Here is a 26117-nt window from a genome sequence, read left to right as displayed (position 1 = left end):
GGCGGCCCGGCGCGGCTCAGCGGGGGTCGGCGGCCTCGAGCGGCTCGTAGTCCGGCCCCGCCCCGGCGGGCCGACCGGGGACGAGGGCCCGGGCCACCGCCTTGGGGACGCGGGAGACGACGGTCTCCAGCGGACCCTGGGCGGACACCCGCCGCCACAGGGTCGCGAAGGACACCAGCAGCACCAGCTGACCCACGAAGAACCACCCCCGCCGCTCCTCCCACCCGGGCACGGTCAGGAGCAGCAGGTGCGAGACGTACACCGTCAGGGACATCGACCCGGCCGCGCGCAGGGGCTCCGTCCAGGCGGGCAGGGAGCCGTCGGGGCGCATCAGGCCCGACGTCAGCATCAGGACGAAGCCGACCACCGCCGCGGCCACGCCCACGGCATGCAGCGTGGACAGCGGCGTGTCCAGGTGGGGTCCCCGGGCGGCCAGCCACCACGGGGTGGTCGAGAGCATCTCCGCGCTGAGGCCGCGGGAGGCCCGCAGCTCCACGAGGTCGGGCCGGATGCCGGTCACCTCGGCGATGCGCTCGCGGCCGTCCCAGACGTGCAGGGCGGCCCAGCTCAGGCCCGCGGCCACCCCGGTGGCGGCGAGCCCGCCGACCGCCACGAAGGCCTGGCGTTGGCGGTCGAAGAGGTTGAGGCGAGCCGCCGCCATGCCGGCGCACACATACGCCATCCAGGTGATCGCCGGGTAGGTGCCGGTCACGAAGAGCTGGATGAGGGTCGGGCCGGGCCGGGCGAAGAGGGAGATGAGGGTGGGGTCGAAGCCCGGCACCGGTGTGCCGGTGGAGACCAGGACCATGCGCAGCACCGGCCCGGTCAGCAGGGCGGCCGCCGCGCACAGGGCCAGCGCCGCGGGCCCGAGCCCCAGCAGCGGGATCGCCAGCAGGAACAGCATCGCGTAGTAGGGGAGGATGTCGTACGCCGGGAAGTCGATCAGGTTCAGCCCGAGGCCGATCACGAGCAGCATGACGGCGCGGACGGCGATCGCGACGCGCGCCCGCTGCAGGTCCCGTCCCCGGGCGCCGCGGCTCCCCCCGGAGAGGAAGATCAGGGTGATGCCGGCCAGGAACGCGAAGACCGCGGCCGCGTTGCCGGCCACCACCGTGCCGATGAATCCGCCGAGGCCGCGGTCGTCGATGGCGTCCGCCCACACGTGCACGGCCATCATCCCGGCGAGGGCGAGGAACCGGGCCAGGTCCAGGCCGTGCAGGCGCCGGGCCGAGCGCAGCGCCTGGGTCCGCCAGCTGACCGGCGGGGCATCCCGATGGCCGACCTTGCCGGGTGGGGGCGGTGGCGGCGGGGGCGCCGCCGTATCCGGGGCCGCGTCCGCGCGTCGGCGGGAGATGTCCGTCCACGGGGTGCGCGACGGACGTCGTCCGGGGGCGGGCCGTGCCTCGGTGAAGTCACCCTCGGGCGGCTCGGCCAACGGGTCCTGACGATGCTTCGGGGTCACGACGTCGGCTCCTCTCGTGCAGGGGTGCTCGTGGCGACGACCGGGATCGGCCCGGTCTGCGGGCGCTCGTCCGCGTCCAGGTGATCGGCGCGGGCACGAGCGCGGGTCGCGGTGTCACCGGTGGCCGCGGCCGCGGGGGCGTCCTGCACCGCCCGGATCGGGTTGCCGGACCAGTCCGAGTGCCCGGGGACCGCGTCCTCCCGCAGCACGAGCGAGCCCGGCCGCACGGTGGCACACGGGCCCAGGCTGGAGCCCGGGAGCATGAAGGAGTTGGGCCCGAGGGTCGCGCCCTCGTCCAGCCGGACCGGCTGCATCGTCATCACCCGGTCGTGGAACAGGTGGGTCTGCAGCACGGTCCCGCGGTTCACCGTCGCGTTGTCCGCGATCGAGACCAGGTCCGTCTCCGGCAGCCACCAGGACTCCACCCACGCGTTCCGGCCGATCTCCACGCCCATCCACCGCGCCCACATGGTCAGCACGGGGGAGCCCAGGCCGATGCGGATCAGTGAGGGGACCGCCAGCACCTCGACGAAGGCGTCCATCAGCTCGTTGCGCCAGACGAACGAGGAGAACAGGGGGCGGTCCTGGGGGACGAACTCGCCCACCAGCGCCCACTTGAACAGCACCGGCATCGCCGAGGCGATGAGCGCGGCGGCCACCGCCGCCGGCAGGGATGCCACGGTGGCGACGACGACGCCGCGCAGCGGGTCCGAGCCCTGGCCCGAGGCGCCCATGTACACGGTGGCGAGGAAGTAGACCACGGCGATGTCCAGCCAGCCCACGATGAAGGCGGGCACGAAGCGGCACAGCTCCACCGCCCAGCGGGCGGCCTTGAGACGCCGGGGCGGTGCGAAGGTGGCCGCGGCGTCGGCCGCCACCTTCACGCGGGGGATGGCCGTGGGGCTGCGGCCCAGCCAGGACGTGCCCGGTGCGGGCCGGTGGGGGGAGACGCCCAGGACCGCCACCAGGGCGTCGTCCGGCAGATCGCGGTCCGGCCCGACGATCGCCGAGTTGCCGACGAAGGAGCCGCGACCGATCACCGTGGAGCCGATGTGGACCCATCCGCGTCCGACGCGGGGCACGGCGGCCATGGAGTGGTCGGCCAGGAAGGCCCCGTCCTCCACGACCGTCAGGTGGGGGATCGCCTCCACCGTGGAGATCTCCACGTTCCGGCCGATCCGCGCGCCCATCAGCCGCATGAGCCAGGGGGTGGCCGAGGAGGCGTAGACGGGATAGGTGCCGATCAGGGTGCGGCGCATGACGTTCTGGATGCTCCACGCCGCCCACGCCTGGAGCGAGTGCACGGGATAGAAGCCTGGCTTGACGAGGGGGGCGAGCAGCCGGACGAAGGCCGAGACCAGAAGGAACCAGGTGGGCACGGCCAGGACCACCACCACCGGGACCCACAGCGCCATCACGGGGAGGACGTCCCGGAAGTCGGTCGCCCCGCGCAGCGGGCTCAGCACCAGCACCACCCAGGGCAGCAGGGCGACCATGGGCAGCAGGGCGAGGACGGCCAGCGTGAACATCTGGCCCGCCGCGGCCAGGGCCACCGGCCATGCGCGGACGCCCCGGGCCGCCCGCGGGTCCTCCGAGGGCCACGTGACGCCGGCCTCCCCCAGCCGGCGCAGCGGGGAGCCGCCCCAGTACTCGTGGGCCGGGACCGAGGACGCCACCCGAGAACCGGCCTGGATCTCCGCCCAGGAGCCCACCCGCACGCCGGGCAGCACGATGCTGCGTGCACCGATGCGGGCGTGGTCGCCGACCACGATCTCACCCAGGACGAACGTGCCGGCCTCGACCCAGTGGCCGTGCAGGTCCGCCTCGGCGCCCACGCTGACGCCGTGGCCGATCCGCACCAGGCCGGTGGCCGAGGGCATGTGATCCAGGTGGGCGCCGCTGCCGACCCGAGTGCCGAACACGCGGTGGACGTGCGAGGCTGCAGGCCCCCCGAGCAGGTATTCCAGCCTCGCCGTGGCGATCGCCCGGTCCGCGGCCCACACCCGCAGGTGGGTGAGGCCACCGCGGCGGTAGCGGCCCGGCCGCAGCCCGGCGTTCAGCACTCGCACGACGAGCGCGGTGCCGTAGAGCCGCCCGGGGACGGAGAACAGCACGGCCCAGGCGATCAGCGTCGGCAGCACCGGCGGCGTGACCACCCAGCCGGCCCCGAAGAACTGGCCCAGCGCCCAGATCGCCACGGTCGCTCCGGCCACGTAGCGCAGACCGGCGACCCCGGTCAGGGCCGTCACCCAGGCGATCTGCGCCGGGCCGGTGAAGCGCGGCATCGCGGCCGGCTGCCGCCGTTCGACACGGGGCCCGGAGTCCGCCATGCCGGCCAGGAGGTCCGCCATCCCGGCCAGGGTGGGGTTGGCGTACACCTGCGGGAACTCGAGCTGCGGGTGGTGCTCGCGCAGTGCGGTGACGAGGTGGGCCACGGCCACGGAGCTGCCGCCGAGGGCGAAGAAGTCGGACTCGGGCGTCAAGGGCGCCGGGCCGAGCACGGCGGTCCACCGCTCTGCGAGCCAGCGCAGGTCCTCGGGCAGCGGCGGGGCCTCACCGGCGTCGAACGGCAGCGGCCACGGCAGCGCTGTGCGGTCGACCTTGCCGGAGGACTTCATCGGCAGCTCGTCCACGACGGCGAGGGTGGGGACCACGCCGCCGGGCAGCCGCTCGCCCATGAGCTCGCGGATGCGGGGCAGATCCAGCTCGACGCCCTTCTCCGGCATCAGGTAGCCCACGAGCACCGCGGTCCCGGAATCCGTGAGCTGCACCGCGGCGGCCCCGGCCCGGACTCCGGGCATGGCGGTCAGGTGGGCGTCCACCTCCCCGAGCTCGATGCGCTTGCCGCTGATCTTCACCTGGTCGTCGATGCGGCCGGCGAACACCAGGCCCTCGGGTTCCGCGACCACCATGTCCCCGGTCCGGTAGCACCGGTCCCACCCCAGGGCCGCCAGCGGGGCGTATTTCTCGGCGTCCTTCTCCGGGTCCAGATAGCGGCCCAGTCCGACCCCGCCGATCACGAGTTCACCCGCCTCGCCCCAGCGCACCGGCCTGCCCTCCGGGTCCACGACGGCCAGCTTCCAGCCCGGCACGGGCAGGCCGATCCGGACCTCCTGGCCCGGGCGCAGGATCGCGCCGGAGGCGATCACGGTGGCTTCGGTGGGGCCGTAGGTGTTCCAGAGTTCGCGGTCCTGCGTCGCCAGGCGCGCCACGAGCTCGGGCGGGCACGCCTCGCCGCCGAAGATGAGCAGGCGGATGCCGACCAGCGAGTCGTCCGGCCAGAGGGCCGCGAGCGTCGGGACGGTGGAGATGGCGGTGAGCCGCTTCTGTGCGATCCACGCGCCGAGGTCCGGACCCGACCGGACGACCTCGCGCGGAGCCGCGATCAGGGCCGCGCCGTGCCGCCAGGCCAGCCACATCTCCTCGCACGAGGCGTCGAAGCTGACGGCGAGGCCGGCCATCACACGGTCGCCCGGGCCGAGCGGGTCGTCCTGGAGGTACATCCGCGCCTCGGCGTCGACGAGCGCGGCCGCGTTGCGATGGGTGATGGCCACCCCCTTCGGCAGCCCCGTGGTGCCGGAGGTGAAGATGATCCAGGCGTCGTCCTCGAGACCCGGTGCGCCCGTCCGGCGCAGCGGGGCGACGCCGTCCACGGGGGTGATCGCCATGCCCTCGCCGATCACGCACGCGACGGCGGCCTCGCCGAACACCGTCTCGGCGCGGGAGGCGGGGTCGTCCCAGTCGACGGGCACGTACGCCGCGCCCGACAGCAGGATCGCCACGAGGGCCACGTACAGGTCCGTCGTGCCCGAGGGCACGCGGAGACCGACCCGGTCGCCGGGGCCGATCCCCGCCTCACGCAGCCGTGCGGCGACCTGCTCCGCCCGCGCCAGCAGCTGCATGTAGTTCAGCGCCGCCGAGCCGCCGGGGCCATGGCCCTCCAAGGCGACGGCGTCGGGGTGGGCCGCCGCGGTCGCCTTCAGAATGTCGACGAGGGTCCGGGGTGCCGGAGGCGGCTCCACCGGGTAGAGGGCGCGGTCCTCGGACTCCACGGCGCTCGTGGCCGCCGCCGGCGCGCGGGCCGGGTGGAACTGCTGCGTCGTCATCCTGCCACTCTCCTTCGGCGAGCCGGGGGCCCTTCGGCGAGCCGGCGGCCGACCCGGCGCCGGAGCCGCTGACTCGACCGTGAGATGGTGGGTCGCCTTTATATCGCATATGGCTGAGCAATGGAAGTGGACCGACGGGTAGGTTGAGGCGCCGGCCAAGGCGTCGGGGCGGTTGCGGGCGTCCCGCCGGTGTCAGTGACGTCCCAGAAGACGTCCTGGAACCATCCCGCCGATCTCGCGGAAACGTCCTGCATCCGTTGCCATGCTGGCCTCTCGACGCGGCCCGCCACCGGCGGGCGCCCCACGAGAGGAACTCCATGGCCCCCTGGCTCCCGACCCGCTCCCGCCGCCCCTTCCCCCAGGTCACCGAGGGAGGCGAGGCCCCCGCCGTCACGCCCACCTTCGAGGGCCGGGCCTTCCACCGCCCGGCCGAGGACGTCGAAGACCAGGGCGCCGCCTTCGACGTCGGCACGCTCGTCTCCCGCCGCAACGCGCTCGGCATCTTCGGCGCGGGAGCGGGGGCCCTCGTCCTCGCCGCGTGCGGCGTCCAGGAGGGCGCCTCGTCCTCCTCCAGCTCGACGTCTGCGAGTGCCGGCTCCTCGTCACCCGCGGCCTCCTCGTCGGCGGCGAGCGCCTCGCCGTCGGCCACCCTGACCGAGATGGTCACCGAGACCGCAGGCCCGTACCCGGGCGACGGCTCCAACGGCCCGGACGTGCTCGACGCGTCCGGCATCGAACGCTCCGACCTGACCACGAGCATCGACACGGGCACCGTCGCCGAGGGGGTCCCGCTCACGGTGACGATGAACGTGATCGACATGGCCAACGGCGACGCCGCCATGACCGGCGCCGCCGTGTACCTCTGGCACGCCGACGCGCTGGGCCGCTACTCGATGTACTCGGACGGCATCACGGAGGAGACCTACCTGCGCGGCGTCCAGGTGGTGGGCGACGACGGCACGGTCACCTTCACCACGGTGTGGCCCGGCTGCTACGACGGACGGTGGCCGCACCTGCACTTCGAGGTGTTCCCGGACAAGGCGTCCATCACGGACGCGACGAACAACGTCCTCACCTCCCAGATCGCCATGCCGGAGGAGCAGTCCTCGCAGGTCTACGCCACGTCGGCCTACGACGGGTCGACGGCGAACTTCGCCAAGGTCAGCCTCGAGACGGACAACGTCTTCTCGGACGGCTACGAGACGCAGCTGCCGCAGATCACGGGCTCCGTGGAGAAGGGCTTCGCCATCACCATCGACGTCCCGATCGACACCACCACCGAGCAGGAGCAGGGCGGGATGGGCGGGCCCGGCGGCGGGCAGCCCCCGGCGGGCGGCGAGGGCGGTCAGCCCCCGGCGCGCCCCTGAGTCCGGCGGGTGCGAGTCCGTACAGTGGCGCCATGAGCTCTGTGATCCCCGACACAGCCCGCCCCTCCTCCGGCCACGCAGGCGTGCACCGGGCCGACGTCGTCGTGCTGGGCCACGGCCTTGCCGGCCTGGTGGCCGCGTGCGAGCTGCTCGAGGCGGGCCGCTCCGTGGTGCTCGTGGACCAGGAGCGCGCCGCCGACCTGGGAGGGCAGGCGTGGTGGAGCTTCGGCGGGCTGTTCCTCGTGGACTCGCCTGAGCAGCGCCGTCTGCGCGTGCGCGACTCCGTGGACCTGGCCTGGTCGGACTGGCGGGAGACCGCGGGGTTCACCGGCGGGGACGACGCCCTGCCGCGCGCCTGGGCCGAGGCCTACGTGCACTTCGCGGCGGGGGAGAAGCGGGCCTGGCTGCGTGAGCGCGGACATCGGCTGTTCCCGGTGGTGGGCTGGGCGGAGCGGAAGGTCCCCGCGCCGGGCGTCGGCGGCAACTCGGTCCCGCGCTTCCACATCACGTGGGGCACGGGGCCGGGCATCGTGGAGCCGTTCGCGGCGGTGGTCGAGCAGGCTGCCTTCGACGGACGGCTCACCTACCTGCCCCGGCACCGTGTCACGGAGCTCGTCACGCAGAACGGGGCCGTGTGCGGCGTGCGCGGGGACCGGCTGGCGGACGACGACGGCGCCCGCGGCACCTCCTCGAGCCGCACCGTCACGGGGGCGTTCGAGGTGCGGGCGCAGGCGGTGCTGATCGCCTCCGGCGGCATCGGGGCCGACCACGACGCCGTGCGCGCGGCCTGGCCCGACCGGCTCGGCACCCCGCCGGAGCGCATGCTCTCCGGGGTCCCCGCCTACGTGGACGGCTCCGGCGTCGCGGCCGCGCGGGCGGTCGGGGCGCACATGCTGCACCCCGACCGCATGTGGCACTACACCGAGGGGGTCGCGAACTGGGACCCGGTGTGGCCCGGGCACGGCATCCGCATCCTCCCCGGGCCGAGCTCCCTGTGGCTGGACGCCGCCGGGCGACGCCTGCCGCACCCGCGCTGGCCCGGCTTCGACACCCTCGGCGCCCTCGGTGAGATCTGTCGCCCCGGCGGGGCACGCCGCGCCGAGGGGGCGGACCACACGTGGTTCGTGCTCAACGAGCGGATCATCGGCAGGGAGTTCGCCCTCTCCGGCTCCGAGCAGAACCCGGACCTCACCGGGCGGTCCCTCGGACACGTGCTGGGCCGCGCCACGCAGGGGGTGCCCGCCCCCGTGCGCGCCTTCCTGGACCACGGCGAGGACTTCGTCCAGGCCGCCACCGTGGAGGAGCTCGTCGACCAGATGAACGAGCTGCAGGACCGCACCGGCGGGGGCGGCCCGCGCGTCGAGCTGCACGCCGTGCGGCAGGCGGTGGCCGAGCACGAGGACGGGGCGGCGCGCGCCGGCGTGGACCCCCAGCTGGACGCGGTGCGCCGCGCCCGCCAGTACCTGGGGGACCGGCTGATCCGCACCGCCGCCCCGCACCGGCTCACCGACCCCGCGGCCGGGCCGCTGATCGCCGTGCGCCTGCGCACCCTGACGCGCAAGACCCTGGGCGGGCTGCACACCGACCTGCGCGGGCGCGTGCTCGACGAGCTCGGCGGGCCCGTCCCGGGCCTCTACGCCGCCGGTGAGGCCGCCGGCTTCGGCGGGGGCGGCATGCACGGCTTCCGCGCCCTGGAGGGAACGTTCCTGGGCGGCTGCCTGTTCAGCGGCCGGACCGCCGGGCGGGCGCTCGCGGAGGACGTCGCCTGACGCAGCGGGCCCGCCAAGGGAGGTGGTGAGACTCAGTCGGTCGGCTCGGCGCCGTCGCGCTCCGGCTGCTCCCCCAGGAGGAAGTGGCGGCCGGTGGCGGAGTCCACCTCGACCTTCACGTAGAAGTCCTTGATGGTGGGGACCCACGGCCGGATGCCCATGGACTCGGCCTCGGCGATCTCCTCGGCCGTGTCCGCGCGGCGGGCGGTGCCGTGCAGCAGCACGGACCAGGCCTGGTCGGAGAGGATGCCGTCCGCCTGCACCACCACGCGGGGGTTGACGGTGAGCTCGGCCAGCTTGGAGCCGGGGGCGGTGCGGAACCACACGACGCCGTCGACGGCGCGGACGTTGACCGGCACGATGTCCGGCTCGCCGCCCACGGCCAGGCCCAGGCGGGCGTGGCGGACGCCGCGCATCAGCTTCCAGATCTGCTCGTCCGTGAGCTTCAGGACGGGCTCGCCCTCCGGATGGGGGAACATCGAACCGGGGCCGACCGCGGGGTCCGGGCGCTGCATGGAGGGGGTGGTGTGCTCGGTCATCGGGGGCCTCCCGGTTCGTCGTCGGACGGTTGGTCCGCTCATTCTCACTCCGCGGCGCGGTCCGCCACCAGGCCTGCCAGCACGGCCCGGGCGGTGGGGGCCCTGCGGCCCGGGCCCACGGCCAGCAGGTGCGGGGCCAGGTGGGGCACCAGGGCGGGGGCGGGGCCGGCGTCGTCGGCGGCGACGAGGGTGCCGCCGGCACGGGCGACCAGCAGCTGGCCGGCGGCCACGTCCCAGGGGTGCGTGTCCACGGCCAGGGTCACGTCCGCCCAGCCGGCCGCCACGAAGGCGAGCTCGAGCGCCCCGGACACGGTGCGGCGGACCGTGGCGTGGGCGTCCACGAGCTGCGCGAACCGGCGCAGCGCGGCCTCGCCCTCCCGCGCCAGGGCCTCGGCGGCCGGGTAGGACGTCACGATGTTCAGCGCCCGTTCGCCCCCGTCCGGTGCGGCGCGCAGGGGCAGTGGCGCCTCGCCCAGCCAGGCGCCGGCGTCGTCCGCGGAGAACTCCAGGCCCGCCGCCGGGGCCAGCACGACGCCGGCCACCACCTCGCCGTCCACCTCCGCCGCGATCGACACGGAGAACAGGTCGAAGCCGTGCGAGAAGTTCGAGGTGCCGTCGATCGGGTCGACGATCCAGCGCACCCGCGGGACGCCCGCGTCGGCGGGCGGCGCCGTCACCCCCGTCTCCTCGCCGAGCACGGCGCTGCCCGGCACGGCCGCGGTGAGCGTGGCGACCAGGGCCTCCTCGGTGGCGCGGTCGTGCGCCGTGACGAGGTCGTGGTGGTTCCGCTTGGTGGCGGCCGCGGCGTCGGGGGTGCGGAACGCGGCGGCCAGCGCCGGGGCCACCGCGCGGGCCGCCTCCAGGCCGATCGCGCGCAGCCGCGCCGGGGAGGGGGCGAGGGGCGAGCCGGCCGCGGAGCGGGGGCCGGAATCGGAGGAGACCATGGGGCCAGGCTACGACGCCTCCGTCCCGTCGCCGTTGGACCTGTGCCGCCCCCGTTAGACTCGAGCGGTCCCCTCACCCCTCGCGCCCGTGGACGCCCGGCGCCCTGCGAACGGAGATCGCCCGTGCCCCGCCCCGTCGACACCAAGGCCTCCTACTTCCCCGGGCTGGACGGGCTGCGCGCCCTGGCCGTGGGCCTGGTGGTGGCCTATCATCTCGGCGTCCCGGGCACGGACGGCGGCCTCCTGGGCGTCGGCGTGTTCTTCACGCTCTCCGGCTACCTCATCACCTCCCTGCTGCTGCGCCGGCACGAGCGTCACGGGGACCTGGACCTGAAGAACTTCTGGATCCGCCGCTTCCGCCGTCTCCTGCCGGCCGTGGTCCTGGTGCTGATCGCCGTGCTCGCGGCCACCGCGCTCGTCTCCCCGGACCTGCTCGGCGCGCGGCTTGGCCAGTCCGTGGCCGCCCTCCTCTACGTGGCCAACTGGCACACGATCCTCAGCGGCCGCAGCTACTTCGACCAGGCCGAGGGCGCCGGCCCGCTCGACCACCTGTGGTCCCTGGCGGTGGAGGAGCAGTTCTACCTCGTCTGGCCGCTGGTGCTGCTGGGCCTGCTGGCCCTCACCCGGCGGCTGGGCCCCGACGCGCGGCGGCGCGTCCTCGCGGCGGCGACCCTCGTCCTGGGCGCCGTCTCGTTCGTGCTGCTGGCGGTGTTCGCGGACCCCGCCGGCGACTCCACCCGCGCATACGAGGGCACCGACACCCGCGCCGGCGGCCTGCTCTGGGGCGCCGTCCTGGCCTTCCTCTGGCGGCCGGACCGGGTCGCCCGGCTGACCGGACGGGCGAGCCGCGTCGTCGTGGACCTCGTGGGCGTGCTCGGCCTGGCCGGGGTCCTGGCCCTCTCCGCGACCACGGGTCAGGAGGACGCCGCCCTCTACACCTGGGGCCTCGCCGCGCTCACCGTGGCCACCTGCGCCGCCCTGCTCCCGCTCGTCCACCCCGGCTCGTGGGTCGCGCGCGTCCTCGGCATCCCTCCGCTGCAGTGGATCGGCGCCCGCAGCTACGGCATCTACCTGTGGCACATGCCCGTGGTCGCGTTCCTGCCGGACCGCGTGCTCTTCGGGCAGCCAGTCCTGCGGGGCCTGCTGATCGTGGCCCTCACCCTCGTGCTGGCCGCCCTGTCCTGGCGGCTCGTCGAGGACCCGATCCGGCGGCACGGCCTGGTCGCCGCCCTCGCCCGGGCGCGTGGCGTCCTCGGGGTGGGCGCGGTGGCGGTCCTCGCGTCCGGTGCGCTCGTCCTCACCGCCGCCCTGCCGCAGACCTCCGCGCAGGAGATCGCGGCGCAGGAGCCGGCGGCCCCCGCGGGCGACGCGGTGGCACACCCCGCCCTGGACGGGCGCACCTCCTGCACGTCCGTGCTCCACGTGGGGGACTCCACCTCCCTGGCCTCGGGCAACACCGACCGCACCAGGATCGCCGACCCGGCCCAGCGGATCACCGGCCGCTACGAGGCCGTGGGCGTCGAGACGGTCGTCGAGGACATCGCCGGCGGTCGCTCCACCCGCGAGCACATCGACGGGTCCGCGGACCTCAACGCCCCCGAGGCCGTCGCCGCCGGCGTCAGCCGCCTCGACGCCGGGGGCTGCGTCGTCGTGAACGTGGGCCTCAACGACGCCGCCACGATGACCAAGGACGACGCCTGGGACCAGGCCGCCGCCCGCATCGACGCCGTGGTCGACGCCGCCGACGGCCGCCCCGTGCTCTGGGTGGGACCGGCGATCATGCCGTGGAGCAGCCGCCCCTACTACGAGCCCGCCGGGGCCGAGCGGTTCACCCGCGCGCTCGTGGACGCCACCGCCCGCCACCCCGACCTCCGGGTGCACGACTGGGCCCGGGAGTCCCGCTCGCACCCGGACTGGTACCTCTCCGACGACGCGAACCACAACACCGAGGCCGGCGCCGTGGCCAAGGCCCGCAGCATGGCCGCCGCGCTGACCGCCGCCTTCCCGGCCGGGCGCCCCGCCAGCGCCGAGAAGGTCGTCCTCGGCGAGTGACCGGGCCCGTGCGGAATACTGGTCCCATGCCCGCATCCGAGTCCGCCTCCATCGCCGCCCAGAACGACCCTGCCCGCCGCCAGCGCCTGGCCGCCGCGGGCGGTCCGACCCCCGCGGAGAACGTCGCCACGCACCTGCAGGAGCAGTGGAACCGCTGGCACCGCTCCCGGGCCCTGCGCCGCGGCTTCGTGCCGACGGTCATGGCGTTCACCGGCTACGGCACCACCTCATGGGTGCGCGTGCTCTCCCGGGTGGTCCTGGCCAAGGACGAGGACTTCCTCAACGGCCGCCGTCTGTCCAAGGTCGTCGCCGACGGCGTGCACGGCTGGCGCAACTTCGTCGCCCCGCCCATGGCCTACGCCGAGGTCGAGGTGGAGGTGGGCGACCTCGTCACCACGGTGCGCGCGGATCGGATGGGCGTGGTCGACGTCGTCCTGGACGTGGAGCTCGAGCCGGGCTGGCGCACCGCCGTCCTGCGCGTGGGCGACGAGGAGGAGGTCACCACGGACCTCTACATCGCCTCCCCGGACGCGAAGGTCGGCTTGGTCTCCGACATCGACGACACCGTCGTGGTGACCTCTCTGCCGCGCCCGCTGCTGGCCGCGTGGAACTCGTTCGTGATCGACGAGCACGCCCGCACGCCCACCCCCGGCATGGCCGTGCTCCTGCGCCGCATCGCCGCCGCCGAGCCGATGGCGCCGGTCCTCTACCTCTCCACCGGCGCGTGGAACGTGGCGCAGACCCTGACCCGCTTCCTGGGCCGCAACCTGTACCCGCTGGGCGCTCTGCTGCTCACCAGCTGGGGCCCCACGAAGGACCGCTGGTTCCGCTCCGGCCAGGAGCACAAGGTCACCCAGCTCGAGCGCCTGGCGCAGCAGTTCCCGGACCTGCAGTGGATCCTCGTGGGCGACGACGGCCAGCACGACCCCGAGATCTACGCCGACTTCGCCACCAAGCACCCGGACAAGGTCAAGGCGATCGTCATCCGCCAGCTCACCCCGTCCGAGGCGCTGCTCGCGGGGGGCCGTGCGGAGGCCACGCGCCACTCCACGCCCGGCATCCCGTGGTGCTACGGGCCCGACGGCGCCGCCCTCTCCAACCAGCTCGAGGACCTCGGCATCCTGCCCGTGGACTTCGTGGATGTGCACCCGGAGGGCTGGCTCGAGGACATCCTCGGCGAGGACGAGGCCTCCGCGGCCGGCCGCGACGGCGACGAGCACGGGGTCCACGGCGGCCGCGCCGACCAGGACGAGGCCCGGGACGTCGACGTCTCCGCGCAGGACTGAGCCGGCCGCGCCGGAAGGACGGAGGGAGCGCGCATGACGGAGACGACGACGTCGTCCGCCGCCCGAGACGGCGCCGGGCGCTGGGTGGAGGTGTCGGTGCCGCTGCGCTGGGCGGACATGGACGCCTACGGGCACATCAACAACATCGCCGTGGTGCAGCTGCTGGAGGAGGCCCGCGTCGCCGTGTTCGGCGTGCCCGCGAACACCGGCGCCGGCGGAGGAGGGGCCCCGCCCGTCGACCTGCTCGAGGGCGTGCCGGAGGGCGTGCGGACGTTCGTGTCCGAGCACACCGTGAAGTACCGGGCGCAGATGCCGTACCGGCCCGTGCCGCTGCGCGTGCGCGTGGGGGTGGCGGCCGTGAAGGCGGTGTCCGTGGAGGTCGCCTACGAGCTCTACGACGGCGTGGACGGCACCCTCTGCGTCACGGCCCGCTCCGTGATGGTGTTCGTGGACGGCGCCTCGGGCCGCCCCGTGCGGCTGACCGCCGAGCAGCGGGCGGCCCTGGCCGGCTGAGCCGGAACGCCGCAGGGCTGGGACGTCACGGGGGCGCTCCCTCGGCCGCTGGAGCGGCGGAGGGAGCGCCCCCGTGTCAGTACCGTCGGCTCAGACGACGCCCTGGGCGATCATCGCGTCGGCCACCTTGATGAAGCCCGCGATGTTCGCGCCGGCCACGTAGTTGCCCGGCGTGCCGTACTCCTCGGCGGTCTCCACGCAGCGGTCGTGGATGTCGCGCATGATCCTCTCGAGGCGGTCGTGGGTGTAGTCGAAGTCCCACGAGTCGCGCGAGGCGTTCTGCTGCATCTCCAGTGCGGAGGTCGCCACGCCGCCGGCGTTGGCGGCCTTGCCCGGGCCGAACAGGGTGCCGGCGTCGAGGAACAGGTGGGTCGCGGCCTCGGTCGAGGGCATGTTCGCGCCCTCGGCCACAGCCTTCACGCCGTTCTGCAGCAGGGTCTTCGCGGCGGACTCGTCGAGCTCGTTCTGCGTGGCGCACGGCAGCGCGACGGTGCCCTCGACGTCCCACACGGAGCCTCCGGCCACGTAGCGGACCTTGCCGCCCTTGCGCTCGGCGTACTCGGAGATGCGGGCGCGCTCGACCTCCTTGATCTGCTTGAGCAGCTCGACGTCCACGCCGTCCGGGTCCACGATGTAGCCGGCCGAGTCGGAGGCGGTCAGCACGGTGGCGCCCAGCTGGGCGGCCTTCTCCGCGGCGTAGATCGCCACGTTGCCGGAGCCGGAGATCAGGACCTTCTGGCCGTCCATGGACTCGCCGCGGGTGCGGAGCATGGAGTCGGCGAACATCACGGCGCCGTAGCCGGTGGCCTCGGTGCGGACGAGCGAGCCGCCCCAGGTCAGGCCCTTGCCGGTGAGCACGCCGGACTCGAAGCGGTTGGTCAGGCGCTTGTACTGGCCGAACATGTAGCCGATCTCGCGGCCGCCCACGCCGATGTCGCCGGCGGGGACGTCCGTGTGCTCGCCGATGTGGCGGTGCAGCTCCGTCATGAACGACTGGCAGAAGCGCATGATCTCGCGGTCCGACTTGCCGGCCGGGTCGAAGTCGGAGCCGCCCTTGCCGCCGCCGATCGGCATGCCGGTCAGGGAGTTCTTGAAGATCTGCTCGAAGCCCAGGAACTTGATGATCCCCAGGTACACGGAGGGGTGGAACCGTAGGCCGCCCTTGTACGGGCCGAGGGCGGAGTTGAACTCCACGCGGAAGCCGCGGTTGACCTGGACCACGCCGGCGTCGTCGATCCACGGCACGCGGAAGATGATCTGGCGCTCGGGCTCGCACAGGCGGTGGAGCACGCCGGCGTCGACGTAGTGGGGGTGACGCTCGACCACGGGATCCAGTGCCTCGAAGACCTCGGACACCGCCTGGTGGAACTCGGCCTCGCCCGGATTGCGGGCGAAGACCTCGTCGCGCAGCGTCTGCAGAACCTGATGCATGGTGTCCTCCTCGTGGACGTCGTCTCGCACGGCCCTCTCGGTCCCGCCTCGCCGACGGGTCCGCGGCGCAGGAGGGAGGCCGCGGTGCCTGCGCTCATCCTGGCATGTGACCTGGTCCATGAAGTGAATGAGACACAGGCCACGAGGACGACCGCCTCGTGAGACGCCCGGGGTTCCCGTCAGGGGACGTCAGCCCTGCTGCGGCGCGTCCTCCGTGTCCACGCTGGCCTGCTGGGCGTCGCTGTAGCGCCGGCCCTGGACGGTGGCGTGATTGACGAGCGCGTCCAGCCGGGCGAGGTCCTCGAGCGTGAGGGACACCTCCTCTGCCCCGCGGTCCTCCCGCCAGTGGGCCGGGTCCGTGGTCCCCGGGATCGCGACGACGTCCGCGCCCTGGGCGAGCACCCACGCCACCGCGAGGGAGGCGGCGGGCACGCCGAGCCGGGCCGCCTCGGAGGCGAACTCCTCCCGCAGCCGCAGGTTCGCCTCCCAGGCCGGGCCCTGGAAGCGGGGCATGGCATGGCGCATGTCGCCGTCGGGCAGGTCGGCGACGACGGGCGGGGCGTCCGTCAGCAGGCCGCGGCACACGGGGGAGAACGCGACCAGGGCGGCGCCGTGGCGGCGGCAGGCCTCCAGCAGGCCCCACTCGGGGTTGCGGGTGGCCAGCGAGTACTCGTTCTGGACGGCCGCGACGGGGTGCTCGGTCGCCGCGCGGTCGAGCGTGGCGCCCGAGACCTCTGAGAGGCCGATCGCCCCGATCTTGCCGGCGGCCACGGCCTCCGCGAGCGCGCCGACGGACTCCTCGACCGGCACCCGGGGGTCGAGGCGGTGCAGGTAATAGAGGTCGATGCGGTCCTGGCCGAGGCGCCGCAGGGAGGCATCCACCTGCGCGCGCAGGGTCTCCGGCCGACCGTCGATCGGGCGGTCCGCGTCGCGCGACAGGCCGCACTTGGAGGCCAGCAGCACTCGGTCGCGGACGTCGGCGCCCACGCGGGTCAGGGCCTTGCCCACGTACTCCTCGCTGAGCCCGCCGCCGTAGAGGGTGGCCGTGTCCAGGTGGTCCGTGCCGTCCGCCAGGACGCCCACGACGAGGTCGACCGCCTCGCGCTCCGAGAGGAAGCCCGAGTAGCCGTGCACGAGGTTCATGCACCCGAGGCCGACCGGGCGCACGTCCTTCCCGGCGACGCGGCGCGGCGAGCGCAGGTCGGTGGTGAGGGCGGGGTTCGCGGCGGTGTCCATGCTCGTCACCCTACGAGGCGCACGGGGGCGCCGTCCGGGCGTGGGGCTCAGCCGAAGACGCGATACGCGCGGGAGGCCACGGCGCCGGGCGCGCCGAGCAGCCGGCGGGACAGCTCGCCGCGGCGGCGCCGCTGCACGTGGATGGCCTTCTCGTAGTAGCCCACGAGCTGCTCGCACAGCACGGGCCAGGTGCGGCCCTGCATGGACGCCCACGCCGCCTCGGCGAAGGCGGCCCGCTTGGCGTCGTCGTAGGCGAGGTCCGCGACGCGGGCACGCAGCTCGCCCAGGTCCCCGGGCTGGTAGATCCAGCCGGTGCGGGAGGAGTCCACGATGTCCAGGGGGCCGCCCCGGCCCACGGCGACGACGGGCACGCCCGAGGCCATGGCCTCCTGCAGGGTCTGCCCGAAGGTGTCGGACTCGCCCGGATGCACGAACAGGTCGAGGCTGGCCACGTGCCGGGCGAGGTCCTCGCCGCCCTGGAAGCCCGCGAAGTGCGCCCCCGGCAGCCGGCGCTCGAGCTGGTCCCGCAGGGGGCCCGAGCCGATGATGACGAGCCGGGTGTCGGGCAGGTCCGCCAGGACGCGCAGGTCCGCGACCTGCTTCTCGTGGGCCAGGCGGCCCACGAAGCCGATGAGGCGCTCGCCGTTCGGGGCCAGCTCAGCGCGGAGGGCCTCGTCCCGCTTGGCCGGGTGGAAACGGGTGGAGTCCACGCCGCGGCCCCAGAGGTGCACGCGGCGCACGCCCACATGGTGCAGCTGGCGCAGGGTGAACGACGACGGCGCGAGCGTCAGCGTGGCGGTGTTGTGCAGGCGGGTGACGTGGTTCCACAGCACGTCCTCCAGCCACGGCGCGCCGTACTTGGCGGCGTAGCGGGGCACCTCCGTCTGGTACACGGCCACGGACGGGATGCCCAGCTCCTCGGCGGCCTGCACGGCCCGCCAGCCGAGCACGAACGGGGAGGCGATGTGCACGACGTCCGGGGCGAAGTCCGCCAGGAGGGAGCGCAGGCGCAGGACGGTGCCCGCCGCCACGCGCACCGAGGCGTACCCGGAGAGCGGCATGGACGGCAGGGTGATCACGGGGAAGCCCTCGACCTCGGAGGGCGCCTGCCCGGCCCCGGCCCGCTGCGTCCACCCGGCGGACCAGGAGGCGGCCGGGGCGATGACCACGGCCTCGTCCCCGCGGGAGCGCAGGTGCTTCAGCACCTGGAGGATGGAGTTGGTCACCCCGTTCATGTGGGGCAGGAAGGACTCGGCGATCACGGCGACGCGCATGGGGCCACGGTAGGACGCGGGGTGGGGGCCGAGGGGGCGTCAGGGGGTCCCCGCGGTGGCAGGCGGGTGAACATCCGATGACGCCGGCGGGCGGGGCGGGACGTCGCCCCCGGGTCGGGCGGCGGCACGACGTCCGGGGCGGATGGGATGATGGGCCGGTGAGTCCCCGCGTCCCCAGCCTGCTGCGTCCCGTGCCCCTGCCCCTGTGGCTCCAAGGCGTGGTCGAGGCGCTCGTCACGGCGCTCACCAGCCTGGCGCTGGTCCTCGTCCCCACCCTGGCGGTGTGGATCACGGGCGGGTTCTCCTCCACGCGCATCGAGGACGTCCTCCAGACCGGGGGTGCCCTGTGGCTCGGCCTGCACGCCGTGCCCCTCGCCGTGACCACCGTCGTCGCGCAGGCGGACACCCCCACCGTCACCGGCACGGTCTGGCTGGTCCCGTGGGCCCTCACCGCCCTGCCCGTCTGGCTCTCCTGGCGGGCCGGGCGGAGGCTGGCCCGCGCGTCGTACCGGGAGCAGGCGTGGCAGGCGCTGGCCGGCGCGGTGGCCGCCTACGCCGTCGTGGCGCTGGCCTGCGCGCTCCTGCCGGGGGAGGGCCGGATCACCGTGCACCCCCTGCCCTCCGTCCTCCTGCCGTGCCTGCTGTTCACGACCTCCGCCGTGGCCGGGGCGCGGCGCGAGGCGGGCACCTGGGCGCACCTCATCGGCCTGGACCTCACCGAGCGCATCGCCCGTCGTTCGCAGTACGAGCGCTGGGCCGGGACCTACGCGTGGTCCGTGCTGCGCGGGGCCGGCGTGGGCCTGGCCGCGCTCGCGGGGCTGCACGCGCTGCTGGTGACCGTCGCGGTGCTCGTGCGCTGGCCGCGGATCATCGAGGTCCAGCAGATGGTGGGCGCCGGGCCCGTGGGCGGCCTGATGCTGGCCCTGCTGGAGATCGGCTGGCTGCCCACGTTCACCGCGTGGGCCGTCGCGTGGACGGCCGGGCCCGGATTCGCGGTCGGCGCGGACGGCCACTACTCCGTGTTCGGGACGACGCCGGCCCCCGTGCCCGCCCTGCCACTGCTGGAGGCGCTGCCCGCCCCGTGGGCGCCGTGGCATCCGGCGTTCCTGCTGGTGCCGGTGCTCGCCGGGGCCGTGGCCGGCTGGTGGCTGCTGCGGGAGGGCGAGAACCACCTGGACGACTGGATCGACTCGCGGATCACCGCCCGCTGGGCCTCCCTCACGCTGTCCACGCTGGCCCTCGCCCTGCTGCTCGGGCTCGTCTCCGGGGTCGCCGTGCTCGTGCCGCTGGCGCTGACGAACGGCACGCTGGGCGTGGGCTCGATGCGGGAGATCGGCTCGAACGCGCCCCTGGTGGCGCTGGCCGTGGCGGGGTGGATGGCCCTGGGCTGCGCCCTCGGCTACCTCGTGGCGCTGGCCGTGGTCGACCGTCCCGTCCGTGGGCGACGCCGCATCTCCCTGCCGCTGCCCGGCTCCGCCCCCCGGGCCGTGACCGGCCGTGCCCGCCGTCTCCCGCCCCGGCGCCTGCCGCGCGGCGTCGCGGACGCGGAGGCCGACGAGCCCGAGGTCGCGGCGCCCGCCGCGGCGCGGGAGGAGATCCCGGGCCGGGAGACCCCCGCTCAGGAGACCCCGTCCGAGGAGCCTCCCGCCGCCGCGCGTCCGGCCCCGCGGCGGGCCGGGGCTCCGCGTGTGCCGCGTGTCCCGCGTCCGGCACCGCGCCGTGCGCGGGACTGAGGCTCTCGGCGTGGGGCGGGTCAGCCGCCCAGCTGGGCGACGCCCGTGCGCCGCTCCACCGTCGCGGTGAAGTCGTCCGCGCACGTCTGCTGGGCGCGCACCGTCACGGCCGAGGCGGTGCACCGCTCGAAGCCGGCGGTCTCGTTCCACAGGAGCAGCGGGAAGACGCCCACGGTCAGGCCCATGAGGGCCAGGGCCATCCCCGCGCCGGCCGCGGCGCGCGGCACGAGCGACTGCGCGGTCCGGCGGGAGGCCGTGAACACCAGCACCCCCAGCACCAGGGCCGCGAGCGCGGCCGCCAGGGTCAGCACCTTGAACGGCAGGACCAGGGTGAACGCCCCGAGCATGGCCAGCAGCGCGGCCGACTGCGCGACCAGCAGTCGGCCCACCCGGGCGCGGGCGGCGGCGTCGGCGGGGCGGCGGTCCGGGGCGGACGGCGGGACGGGAGGGAGGGCGGACACCCCCACACCCTACGACGGGGCTCGCCCTACGATGTGGCCATGCGCATCCTCGCCCTCGTCTCCGGCTCCGGCACCAACCTTCAGGCCGTCCTCGACGCCGTCGCCTCCGGGGCGCTGCCCCTGGAGGTCGCGGCCGTCGGCTCGGACGTGCCGGGCGTGCAGGGCCTGGCCCGCGCCGAGGCCGCGGGCATCCCCACCTTCACCGTGGCCCCGGCCGACCACCCGGACCGGGCGGCGTGGAACGTCGCCCTGGCGGAGGCCGTGGCGGCGTACGAGCCGGACTGGGTGGTGTGCTCCGGCTTCATGCGGATCCTCGGGGCGCCCCTGCTCGAGGCGTTCCCGGGGCGGATCGTCAACACGCACCCGGCGCTGCTGCCGTCCTTCCCGGGGGCGCACGGCGTCCGCGACGCCCTGGCCTACGGGGTGAAGGTCACCGGCTGCACCGTGCACCTCGTGGATGCGGGCGTCGACACCGGCCCCATCCTGGCGCAGGCCGCCGTCCCGGTCCTCGACACGGACACGGAGGAGGTCCTGCACGAGCGCATCAAGGTCCAGGAGCGGGTCCTGCTGCTGCGCGTGCTCGGCGAGCTCGCCGCCGGACGCTCCCCCCGGCAGGCCTGACCGGTCCTCATGGGACCGGACCCGGACGCACGAACGGCGCCCGCCCCCTCGCAGGGGCGGGCGCCGTCGTCGGAGGGCGCGCTCAGAACCGCCGGACCCCCACGGTGCGCCAGGAGTCGACGGCCTCGCGGGCGTTGGCGTCGCGGACCATGCCCGGGACCAGGAACAGGTCCACGATCCACCAGACGGCCCAGATCGCCAGCGGGATCCAGCCGATGAGGAGCCAGGCGGTCGCGGCGCCGCCCCACGCCAGCAGCAGCTGGACGACCCCCGACACCCAGCGCTTGGTGTACATGCGGTGCACCCCGAGGTTCCCCAGGAAGAACCACAGCAGGTACGCGATCAGCGTGTTGCGGGACTGCTGGACGACGACGGTCTGGGGCTGGTGCTGCGGCTGCGGGCGGTAGGGCGCGGTCATGGCTCCAGCCTACGGGGCGGGCCGTCCGGGCCCTCAGTCCTCGGCGACCTCCAGGGCGCGGCCGCGGGTCTCCGGGGCCCACGCGAACATGACGAGCACGGCCACCACAACGAGCCCCGCGGTCACGCCGAACGCCCCCGGCAGGCCGAGCGCGGGCACCAGCGTGCCCACGAAGAACAGGGGCCCCAGCCCCGCCCCCACGCGCGAGGCCGCGGAGGCCCAGCCGAAGCCGGAGGCGCGCAGCGTCGTCGGGTACAGCTCGGAGACATAGGTGTAGAGCACCGGCACGGCGATCTGGATGACGAACCCGTAGGCGAGCACGAGCGGCAGCGCCGCCCCCGGCACGCCGAGCACGGAGGCCAGCCACACGAGCAGCCCCGAGGCGACGACGCCGCTCACCGCCAGCAGGCGGCGTCGGCCCGTGGCCTCGACGAGGACCGCGGACACGGCCACCCCCACGAGGCCCGCGGCGGCCATACCGGAGGTCGTGATGAACGCCCGCGACTGCGCGAACCCGGCCTCGATGAGGAACGTGGGAAGCCACTGCAGGGCGATGTAGTAGATCAGCATGACGGCCACGAACAGCAGCCAGGCCGTCGCCGTGATCCGCGGGGAGAACCGCCACACGGCCGCCAGCTGGGCGAGCAGGCCGCCGTGGGCGCGGGAGTCGGCGGCGGGCATGACGTAGGGGCGGGGCTCGGCACCCGTCCGTTCCACCATGCGGTCGATCACGGCGCGGGCCTCGCGCTCGCGCCCGCGGCTCATCAGGTACAGCGGGGACTCGGGGATGCCCAGGCGGACCAGGAAGACCAGCAGGGCGGGCAGCACCATGGCCAGCAGCGGCAGACGCCAGTCGCTCCAGGTCCCGACGAGCCACGCCGAGACGACGCCGCACAGCGCCGCGCCGATCGGCCACCAGCCGTCCATGGCGGTGAGGACGTGCCCGCGCAGGCGCCGGGGCGTGAACTCGCCGACCAGGGCGTAGTCCACGGGGACGGTGCCGCCGAGGCCGATGCCGGCCATGAAGCGGAACACGGCGAACCACAGCAGCGAGTCCGTGAGCGCGCCGGCGAGCGTGAAGACGGAGAAGATCAGGAGCGTCCACGTGAACGCGGCCTTGCGCCCGATCTGGTCCGCGACGGTGCCCCAGAGGAACGCGCCGACGGCCATGCCGATCAGGTTCGCGGTGCCGATCCAGGCGGCGTCGGCCTTGGACAGCCCCCACTCCTCGGTCAGCAGGGGGATCATCACGCCGTTGAGGGTGACGTCCCAGGCGTCGAACATGAAGCCGAGGCCGCCGATCAGGAAGATCCGGCCCTGGACGGGCCAGCGCCAGGGGAGCTCCTGGACGACCTGCTCCCCGGTGGGGGCGGCGGATGCGGCGTGACTGCCGGTGGGGGGCACGGTGGTCTCCCGTCTGAGTCGAGGACCGGTCCGACGCCGGTCCGATCCAGTATGGGTGATCCCGGCCACGATCCCGGCCCCGTGACCGTCGGATGACGGCCCGCGGCGGCTTCCGCCCCTCCCGGCGGAGGGAGCACCATGGGCGCATGACCGAGGATCTCGCCCCCACGACCGGACCCGACGACGCCACCCCGGGCGCCCCCGACGAGGAGGCGGTCGACGTCGTCGTGATCGGCGCCGGACCCGTGGGCGAGAACGCGGCCCAGTACGCCCACACGGCCGGCGGCCTGGAGGTCGCCCTCGTGGAGGCGGACCTGCTGGGCGGGGAGTGCTCGTACTGGGCGTGCATGCCCTCGAAGGCGTTGCTGCGCCCCCTCGAGGTCGCCGGCGCCGCAGCCCACCTGGGCGGGCTGACGGACCCCGACATCGATCTGCCGGGCCTGCTCGCCCGCCGGGACGAGTGGCGCTCCCACCTGGACGACGCCGGCCAGGTCGAGTGGGCCGAGGACGCCGGGCTGCGCGTGGTCCGCGGGCACGGGCGGCTCGCCGGACCCCGCCGGGTGGAGGTCCTCGGCGACGACGGCGCCCCCGCGCGCGTCCTCCGGGCCCGGCACGCGGTGGTGGTCGCCACGGGCAGCACGGCCGTGGTGCCGGGGGAGCTGCGGGGCGTGAGCCCGTGGACCTCCCGGGACGCGACCGGCGTGCGCGAGGTCCCGGGGCGGCTGGCGATCGTGGGCGGCGGCGTGGTGGCTGTCGAGGCCGCCACGTGGATGGCCGCCCTCGGCTCGGACGTGCAGCTGCTGGTGCGCGGCGACCGCCTGCTCTCCGGGCAGGAGCCGGTGGCCTCGCGCCTGGTCCTCGAGGGGCTCGTGGACGCCGGGGTGCGGGTGCGCTTCGGGACCTCCGTGGAGCGCGCCGAGCGGGCAGACGTGCACGCCGAGTCTGACGTGGGCGTCCCGCACGGCGGGCCCGTGCGCCTCACCCTGGCAGGCTCGGGGGAGACGCTCGAGGTCGACGAGCTGCTCGTGGCCGCCGGCCGCCGCCCGGCCCTCGACGGGCTCGGCCTGGAGGCGCTCGGCCTGTCCGCCGAGGACCTGCAGGACGAGTCCGGGACCGCCGTCGTGCCCGCCTCGGACGGGGCTGCGCCCTGGCTGTACGCCGTCGGGGACGTCACCGGCGGGCCCGCCCTGACCCACTGGGGCAAGCACCGGGCCCGCCTGCTGGGGGAGCGGATCGCCGCGCTCGCCACGGGGCGCCCCGCCCCGTCCGGCGAAGAGGCCGGGGAGGGCGTCCCCGAAGCGGTGCCGCAGGTGGTCTTCACCTCGCCGCAGGTGGCGCGCGTGGGGGTCACGGAGGCCCAGGCCCGCGAGGAGGGCGGGGAGGGGGAGCTGCGCGTCGTCGACGTCCCGCTGACGTCCGCCGCCGGCGCCGCCCTGCTGCGCGACGACGCCGCGGGCCGGGCCGTGCTGGTGCTGCGCGGGGACCGCGTGGTGGGCGCGACGTTCGTGGGGTTCGAGGTGGCGGAGCTGCTGCACGCGGCCACGGTGGCGATCGTGGGCGAGGTCCCGCTGGACCGGCTCCGGCACGCGGTGGCGGCCTACCCGACGGCCTCGGAGGTGTGGCTGCGGCTCGTGGAGGAGGCCCTCGGCCGCGGCTGACGCGGAGCGGAGGCCGTCCGAGCCACTGCCTAGACTGGACCCGACCTGCGGCGCCGCCGGGACGAGCCCCGGCCGGGCCGCGCTCGACCCGCACGAATGGAGTCCCCGTGTCCTCTGCCCCGTCCGTCACCACCGTCCTGGACGAGGTGCCCCTGAAGCGGGCCCTCATCTCCGTGTACGACAAGACCGGGCTGGAGGAGCTGGCCACCGGCCTGCACGCCGCCGGCGTGCAGCTGGTCTCCACGGGCTCCACCGCCCAGCGCATCGCCGCCGCGGGCGTGCCGGTCACCGAGGTCTCCGAGGTCACCGGCTTCCAGGAGTGCCTGGACGGCCGCGTGAAGACCCTCCATCCCCGCGTCCACGCCGGCATCCTGGCCGACCGCCGCCGCGAGGACCACGTGGCGCAGCTGGCCGACCTCGACGTCGAGCCCTTCGACCTCGTCGTCGTGAACCTGTACCCGTTCGTGGAGACGGTCCGCTCGGGCGCGGACGAGGACGCCGTCGTCGAGCAGATCGACATCGGCGGCCCCTCCATGGTGCGTGCCGCCGCCAAGAACCACGCCTCCGTGGCCGTCGTCGTGGACCCGGCACGCTACGTGGACGTCGTCGCCGCCGCGCAGGCCGGCGGCTTCGACCTCCGCACCCGCCGCCGCCTGGCCTCCCTGGCGTTCGCCCACACCGCGGCCTACGACAACGCCGTGGCCGCGTGGACCGCCGCGCACTTCGGCGAGGACGCCGAGGACGAGGACGCGCCCGTGTTCCCGCCCTACGCGGGCTTCTCCCTGGAACGGGCCGCGACCCTGCGCTACGGCGAGAACCCGCACCAGCCCGCCGCCCTCTACGTGGACCACGAGGCCGCCCCGGGCATCGCCCAGGCGGAGCTCCTGCACGGCAAGGCGATGTCCTACAACAACTACGTGGACGCCGACGCCGCCGTGCGCGCCGCCTTCGACCACGCCGTCCCCGCCGTCGCGATCGTCAAGCACGCCAACCCGTGCGGCGTGGCGGTCGCGGGGGAGGGCGAGGACGTCGCCGTCGCCCACGCCAAGGCCCACGCCTGCGACCCGGTGTCCGCGTTCGGCGGCGTGATCGCCGCCAACCGCCCGGTCACCCGGGCCATGGCGGAGCAGGTCGCGCCGATCTTCACCGAGGTCGTGGTGGCCCCGTCCTTCGACGAGGACGCCCTCGAGGTCCTCACCGCCAAGAAGAACCTGCGCCTGCTGGCCCTGCCCGAGGGCTTCGCCCGCGACGCCGTGGAGGCCAAGCAGGTCTCCGGCGGCATGCTCATGCAGATCGCGGACGCCGTGGACGCCGACGGGGACGACCCCCGGACCTGGACCCTCGCCGCCGGGGAGGCCGCGGACGAGGCCACCCTCGCCGACCTCGCCTTCGCGTGGCGGGCCGTGCGCGCCGCCAAGTCCAACGCGGTGCTGCTGGCGCACGACGGCGCCACCGTGGGCGTCGGCATGGGCCAGGTCAACCGCCTCGACTCCTGCCGTCTCGCCGTGGAGCGCGCCAACACCCTGGGCGCCGCGCAGACCGGCGGCCAGGACGTCAGCTCCGCCGGCGGCGCGGAGAACGTCTCCGGCGAGGGCGCCCCGGAGCGCGCCCGCGGGGCCGTGGCCGCCTCGGACGCGTTCTTCCCGTTCGCGGACGGCCTGCAGATCCTCGTCGACGCCGGCGTGAAGGCCGTGGTCCAGCCCGGCGGCTCCGTCCGGGACCAGGAGGTCGTGGACGCCGCGAACGCCGCCGGCATCACCATGTACCTCACCGGCGCACGCCACTTCTTCCACGGCTGAGCCCCCTCGACCCGGCCCCGGTCCGCGGACGCCCCGTCGCCCCT

The 26117-nt window shown here is 75.0% G+C and carries 19 protein-coding genes; 9 read left to right on the top strand and 10 right to left on the bottom strand.

Features of this window, described 5'->3' with window-relative positions; genetic code table 11:
• Positions 1 to 16: 16 nt before the first annotated feature.
• A complete protein-coding gene (locus KW076_RS12240; RefSeq protein WP_224355569.1) occupies positions 17 to 1462 on the bottom strand; it encodes a heparan-alpha-glucosaminide N-acetyltransferase domain-containing protein in 1446 nt (481 codons plus the stop codon).
• Positions 1459 to 5568: a Pls/PosA family non-ribosomal peptide synthetase gene (locus KW076_RS12235; protein ID WP_224355568.1), complete on the bottom strand. Its 4110-nt coding sequence runs from the start codon at positions 5566 to 5568 to the stop codon at positions 1459 to 1461. Before KW076_RS12235 ends, KW076_RS12240 begins: the two co-directional genes overlap by 4 nt.
• Positions 5569 to 5885: 317 nt before the next feature.
• Between KW076_RS12235 and KW076_RS12230 the strand changes: the two genes are divergently transcribed.
• Positions 5886 to 6935, top strand: coding sequence for a dioxygenase family protein (locus KW076_RS12230; RefSeq protein ID WP_224355567.1), 1050 nt, complete (start codon positions 5886 to 5888; stop codon positions 6933 to 6935).
• 32 nt (positions 6936 to 6967) lie between these two features.
• A complete protein-coding gene (locus KW076_RS12225) occupies positions 6968 to 8704 on the top strand; it encodes an FAD-binding dehydrogenase (RefSeq protein ID WP_224355566.1) in 1737 nt (578 codons plus the stop codon).
• A gap of 32 nt (positions 8705 to 8736) precedes the next feature.
• Here the strand turns inward: KW076_RS12225 and KW076_RS12220 are convergent, their stop codons facing one another.
• The gene (locus KW076_RS12220) at positions 8737 to 9243 is read right to left on the bottom strand and encodes a pyridoxamine 5'-phosphate oxidase family protein (protein WP_224355565.1); all 507 of its coding nucleotides are present in this window, start codon (positions 9241 to 9243) and stop codon (positions 8737 to 8739) included.
• A 44-nt stretch (positions 9244 to 9287) separates the two neighbouring features.
• Positions 9288 to 10187 carry an inositol monophosphatase family protein gene (locus KW076_RS12215; protein WP_224355564.1) on the bottom strand — a complete coding sequence of 300 codons (900 nt, stop codon included), beginning with the start codon at positions 10185 to 10187 and terminating at the stop codon, positions 9288 to 9290.
• A 123-nt stretch (positions 10188 to 10310) separates the two neighbouring features.
• Here KW076_RS12215 and KW076_RS12210 point away from each other — a divergent pair, with 123 nt between their 5' ends.
• Genes KW076_RS12210 through KW076_RS12200 form a run of 3 tightly spaced genes read left to right on the top strand, consistent with a single transcriptional unit; the run spans position 10311 to position 14038 of the window.
• The gene (locus KW076_RS12210; RefSeq protein ID WP_224355563.1) at positions 10311 to 12239 is read left to right on the top strand and encodes an acyltransferase family protein; all 1929 of its coding nucleotides are present in this window, start codon (positions 10311 to 10313) and stop codon (positions 12237 to 12239) included.
• A 26-nt stretch (positions 12240 to 12265) separates the two neighbouring features.
• Positions 12266 to 13525: an App1 family protein phosphatidate phosphatase gene (locus tag KW076_RS12205; protein ID WP_224355562.1), complete on the top strand. Its 1260-nt coding sequence runs from the start codon at positions 12266 to 12268 to the stop codon at positions 13523 to 13525.
• A gap of 33 nt (positions 13526 to 13558) precedes the next feature.
• Entirely contained in the window at positions 13559 to 14038 is a 480-nt protein-coding gene (locus tag KW076_RS12200) for an acyl-CoA thioesterase (RefSeq protein ID WP_224355561.1), read from the top strand.
• Between the two features lie 90 nt (positions 14039 to 14128).
• Here the strand turns inward: KW076_RS12200 and gdhA are convergent, their stop codons facing one another.
• From gdhA to KW076_RS12185, 3 genes are all read right to left on the bottom strand, one after another.
• A complete protein-coding gene (gene gdhA / locus KW076_RS12195) occupies positions 14129 to 15469 on the bottom strand; it encodes an NADP-specific glutamate dehydrogenase (protein WP_224355560.1) in 1341 nt (446 codons plus the stop codon).
• 189 nt (positions 15470 to 15658) lie between these two features.
• Positions 15659 to 16705: an aldo/keto reductase gene (locus tag KW076_RS12190; protein ID WP_224355559.1), complete on the bottom strand. Its 1047-nt coding sequence runs from the start codon at positions 16703 to 16705 to the stop codon at positions 15659 to 15661.
• 47 nt (positions 16706 to 16752) lie between these two features.
• Positions 16753 to 17979: a glycosyltransferase family 4 protein gene (locus KW076_RS12185; protein ID WP_224355558.1), complete on the bottom strand. Its 1227-nt coding sequence runs from the start codon at positions 17977 to 17979 to the stop codon at positions 16753 to 16755.
• A 158-nt stretch (positions 17980 to 18137) separates the two neighbouring features.
• Between KW076_RS12185 and KW076_RS12180 the strand changes: the two genes are divergently transcribed.
• Complete coding sequence (locus KW076_RS12180; protein ID WP_224355557.1) at positions 18138 to 19712, top strand: cell division protein PerM; 1575 nt, start codon at positions 18138 to 18140, stop codon at positions 19710 to 19712.
• A 20-nt stretch (positions 19713 to 19732) separates the two neighbouring features.
• Here KW076_RS12180 and KW076_RS12175 read toward each other — a convergent pair whose 3' ends face one another.
• Complete coding sequence (locus tag KW076_RS12175) at positions 19733 to 20173, bottom strand: hypothetical protein (RefSeq protein WP_224355556.1); 441 nt, start codon at positions 20171 to 20173, stop codon at positions 19733 to 19735.
• A 39-nt stretch (positions 20174 to 20212) separates the two neighbouring features.
• On the opposite strand from KW076_RS12175, the gene purN reads away from it, so the two are divergent.
• Positions 20213 to 20794 (top strand): phosphoribosylglycinamide formyltransferase, encoded by a 582-nt coding sequence (gene purN, locus KW076_RS12170; protein ID WP_224355555.1) that lies wholly within the window; start codon positions 20213 to 20215, stop codon positions 20792 to 20794.
• Between the two features lie 82 nt (positions 20795 to 20876).
• On the opposite strand, the gene KW076_RS12165 is transcribed toward purN, so the two are convergent.
• Positions 20877 to 21212, bottom strand: coding sequence for a TM2 domain-containing protein (locus tag KW076_RS12165; RefSeq protein ID WP_224355554.1), 336 nt, complete (start codon positions 21210 to 21212; stop codon positions 20877 to 20879).
• A 33-nt stretch (positions 21213 to 21245) separates the two neighbouring features.
• Complete coding sequence (locus KW076_RS12160; RefSeq protein ID WP_224355553.1) at positions 21246 to 22616, bottom strand: MFS transporter; 1371 nt, start codon at positions 22614 to 22616, stop codon at positions 21246 to 21248.
• A gap of 146 nt (positions 22617 to 22762) precedes the next feature.
• Between KW076_RS12160 and KW076_RS12155 the strand changes: the two genes are divergently transcribed.
• Both KW076_RS12155 and purH read left to right on the top strand, forming a co-directional pair.
• The gene (locus KW076_RS12155) at positions 22763 to 24274 is read left to right on the top strand and encodes a dihydrolipoyl dehydrogenase family protein (protein WP_224355552.1); all 1512 of its coding nucleotides are present in this window, start codon (positions 22763 to 22765) and stop codon (positions 24272 to 24274) included.
• Positions 24275 to 24381: 107 nt separating this feature from the next.
• A complete protein-coding gene (purH, locus tag KW076_RS12150) occupies positions 24382 to 26073 on the top strand; it encodes a bifunctional phosphoribosylaminoimidazolecarboxamide formyltransferase/IMP cyclohydrolase (protein WP_224355551.1) in 1692 nt (563 codons plus the stop codon).
• Positions 26074 to 26117: the final 44 nt, after the last annotated feature.

Source organism: Micrococcus porci, assembly GCF_020097155.1.
Taxonomy (GTDB): domain Bacteria; phylum Actinomycetota; class Actinomycetes; order Actinomycetales; family Micrococcaceae; genus Micrococcus; species Micrococcus porci.
The sequence above is the reverse complement of the archived record's forward strand: the minus strand, read 5'-3'. Positions and strand labels throughout refer to the sequence as shown.

What these genes read in the sequence shown, in the direction of transcription:
- KW076_RS12235 (WP_224355568.1), bottom strand. Translation starts at nt 5,568, where the DNA reads ATGACGACGCAGCAGTTCCACCCGGCCCGCGCGCCGGCGGCGGCCACG.
- KW076_RS12230 (WP_224355567.1), top strand. Translation starts at nt 5,886, where the DNA reads ATGGCCCCCTGGCTCCCGACCCGCTCCCGCCGCCCCTTCCCCCAGGTC.
- KW076_RS12225 (WP_224355566.1), top strand. Translation starts at nt 6,968, where the DNA reads ATGAGCTCTGTGATCCCCGACACAGCCCGCCCCTCCTCCGGCCACGCA.
- KW076_RS12220 (WP_224355565.1), bottom strand. Translation starts at nt 9,243, where the DNA reads ATGACCGAGCACACCACCCCCTCCATGCAGCGCCCGGACCCCGCGGTC.
- KW076_RS12215 (WP_224355564.1), bottom strand. Translation starts at nt 10,187, where the DNA reads ATGGTCTCCTCCGATTCCGGCCCCCGCTCCGCGGCCGGCTCGCCCCTC.
- KW076_RS12205 (WP_224355562.1), top strand. Translation starts at nt 12,266, where the DNA reads ATGCCCGCATCCGAGTCCGCCTCCATCGCCGCCCAGAACGACCCTGCC.
- KW076_RS12200 (WP_224355561.1), top strand. Translation starts at nt 13,559, where the DNA reads ATGACGGAGACGACGACGTCGTCCGCCGCCCGAGACGGCGCCGGGCGC.
- gdhA (WP_224355560.1), bottom strand. Translation starts at nt 15,469, where the DNA reads ATGCATCAGGTTCTGCAGACGCTGCGCGACGAGGTCTTCGCCCGCAAT.
- KW076_RS12190 (WP_224355559.1), bottom strand. Translation starts at nt 16,705, where the DNA reads ATGGACACCGCCGCGAACCCCGCCCTCACCACCGACCTGCGCTCGCCG.
- KW076_RS12185 (WP_224355558.1), bottom strand. Translation starts at nt 17,979, where the DNA reads ATGCGCGTCGCCGTGATCGCCGAGTCCTTCCTGCCCCACATGAACGGG.
- purN (WP_224355555.1), top strand. Translation starts at nt 20,213, where the DNA reads ATGCGCATCCTCGCCCTCGTCTCCGGCTCCGGCACCAACCTTCAGGCC.
- KW076_RS12165 (WP_224355554.1), bottom strand. Translation starts at nt 21,212, where the DNA reads ATGACCGCGCCCTACCGCCCGCAGCCGCAGCACCAGCCCCAGACCGTC.
- KW076_RS12155 (WP_224355552.1), top strand. Translation starts at nt 22,763, where the DNA reads ATGACCGAGGATCTCGCCCCCACGACCGGACCCGACGACGCCACCCCG.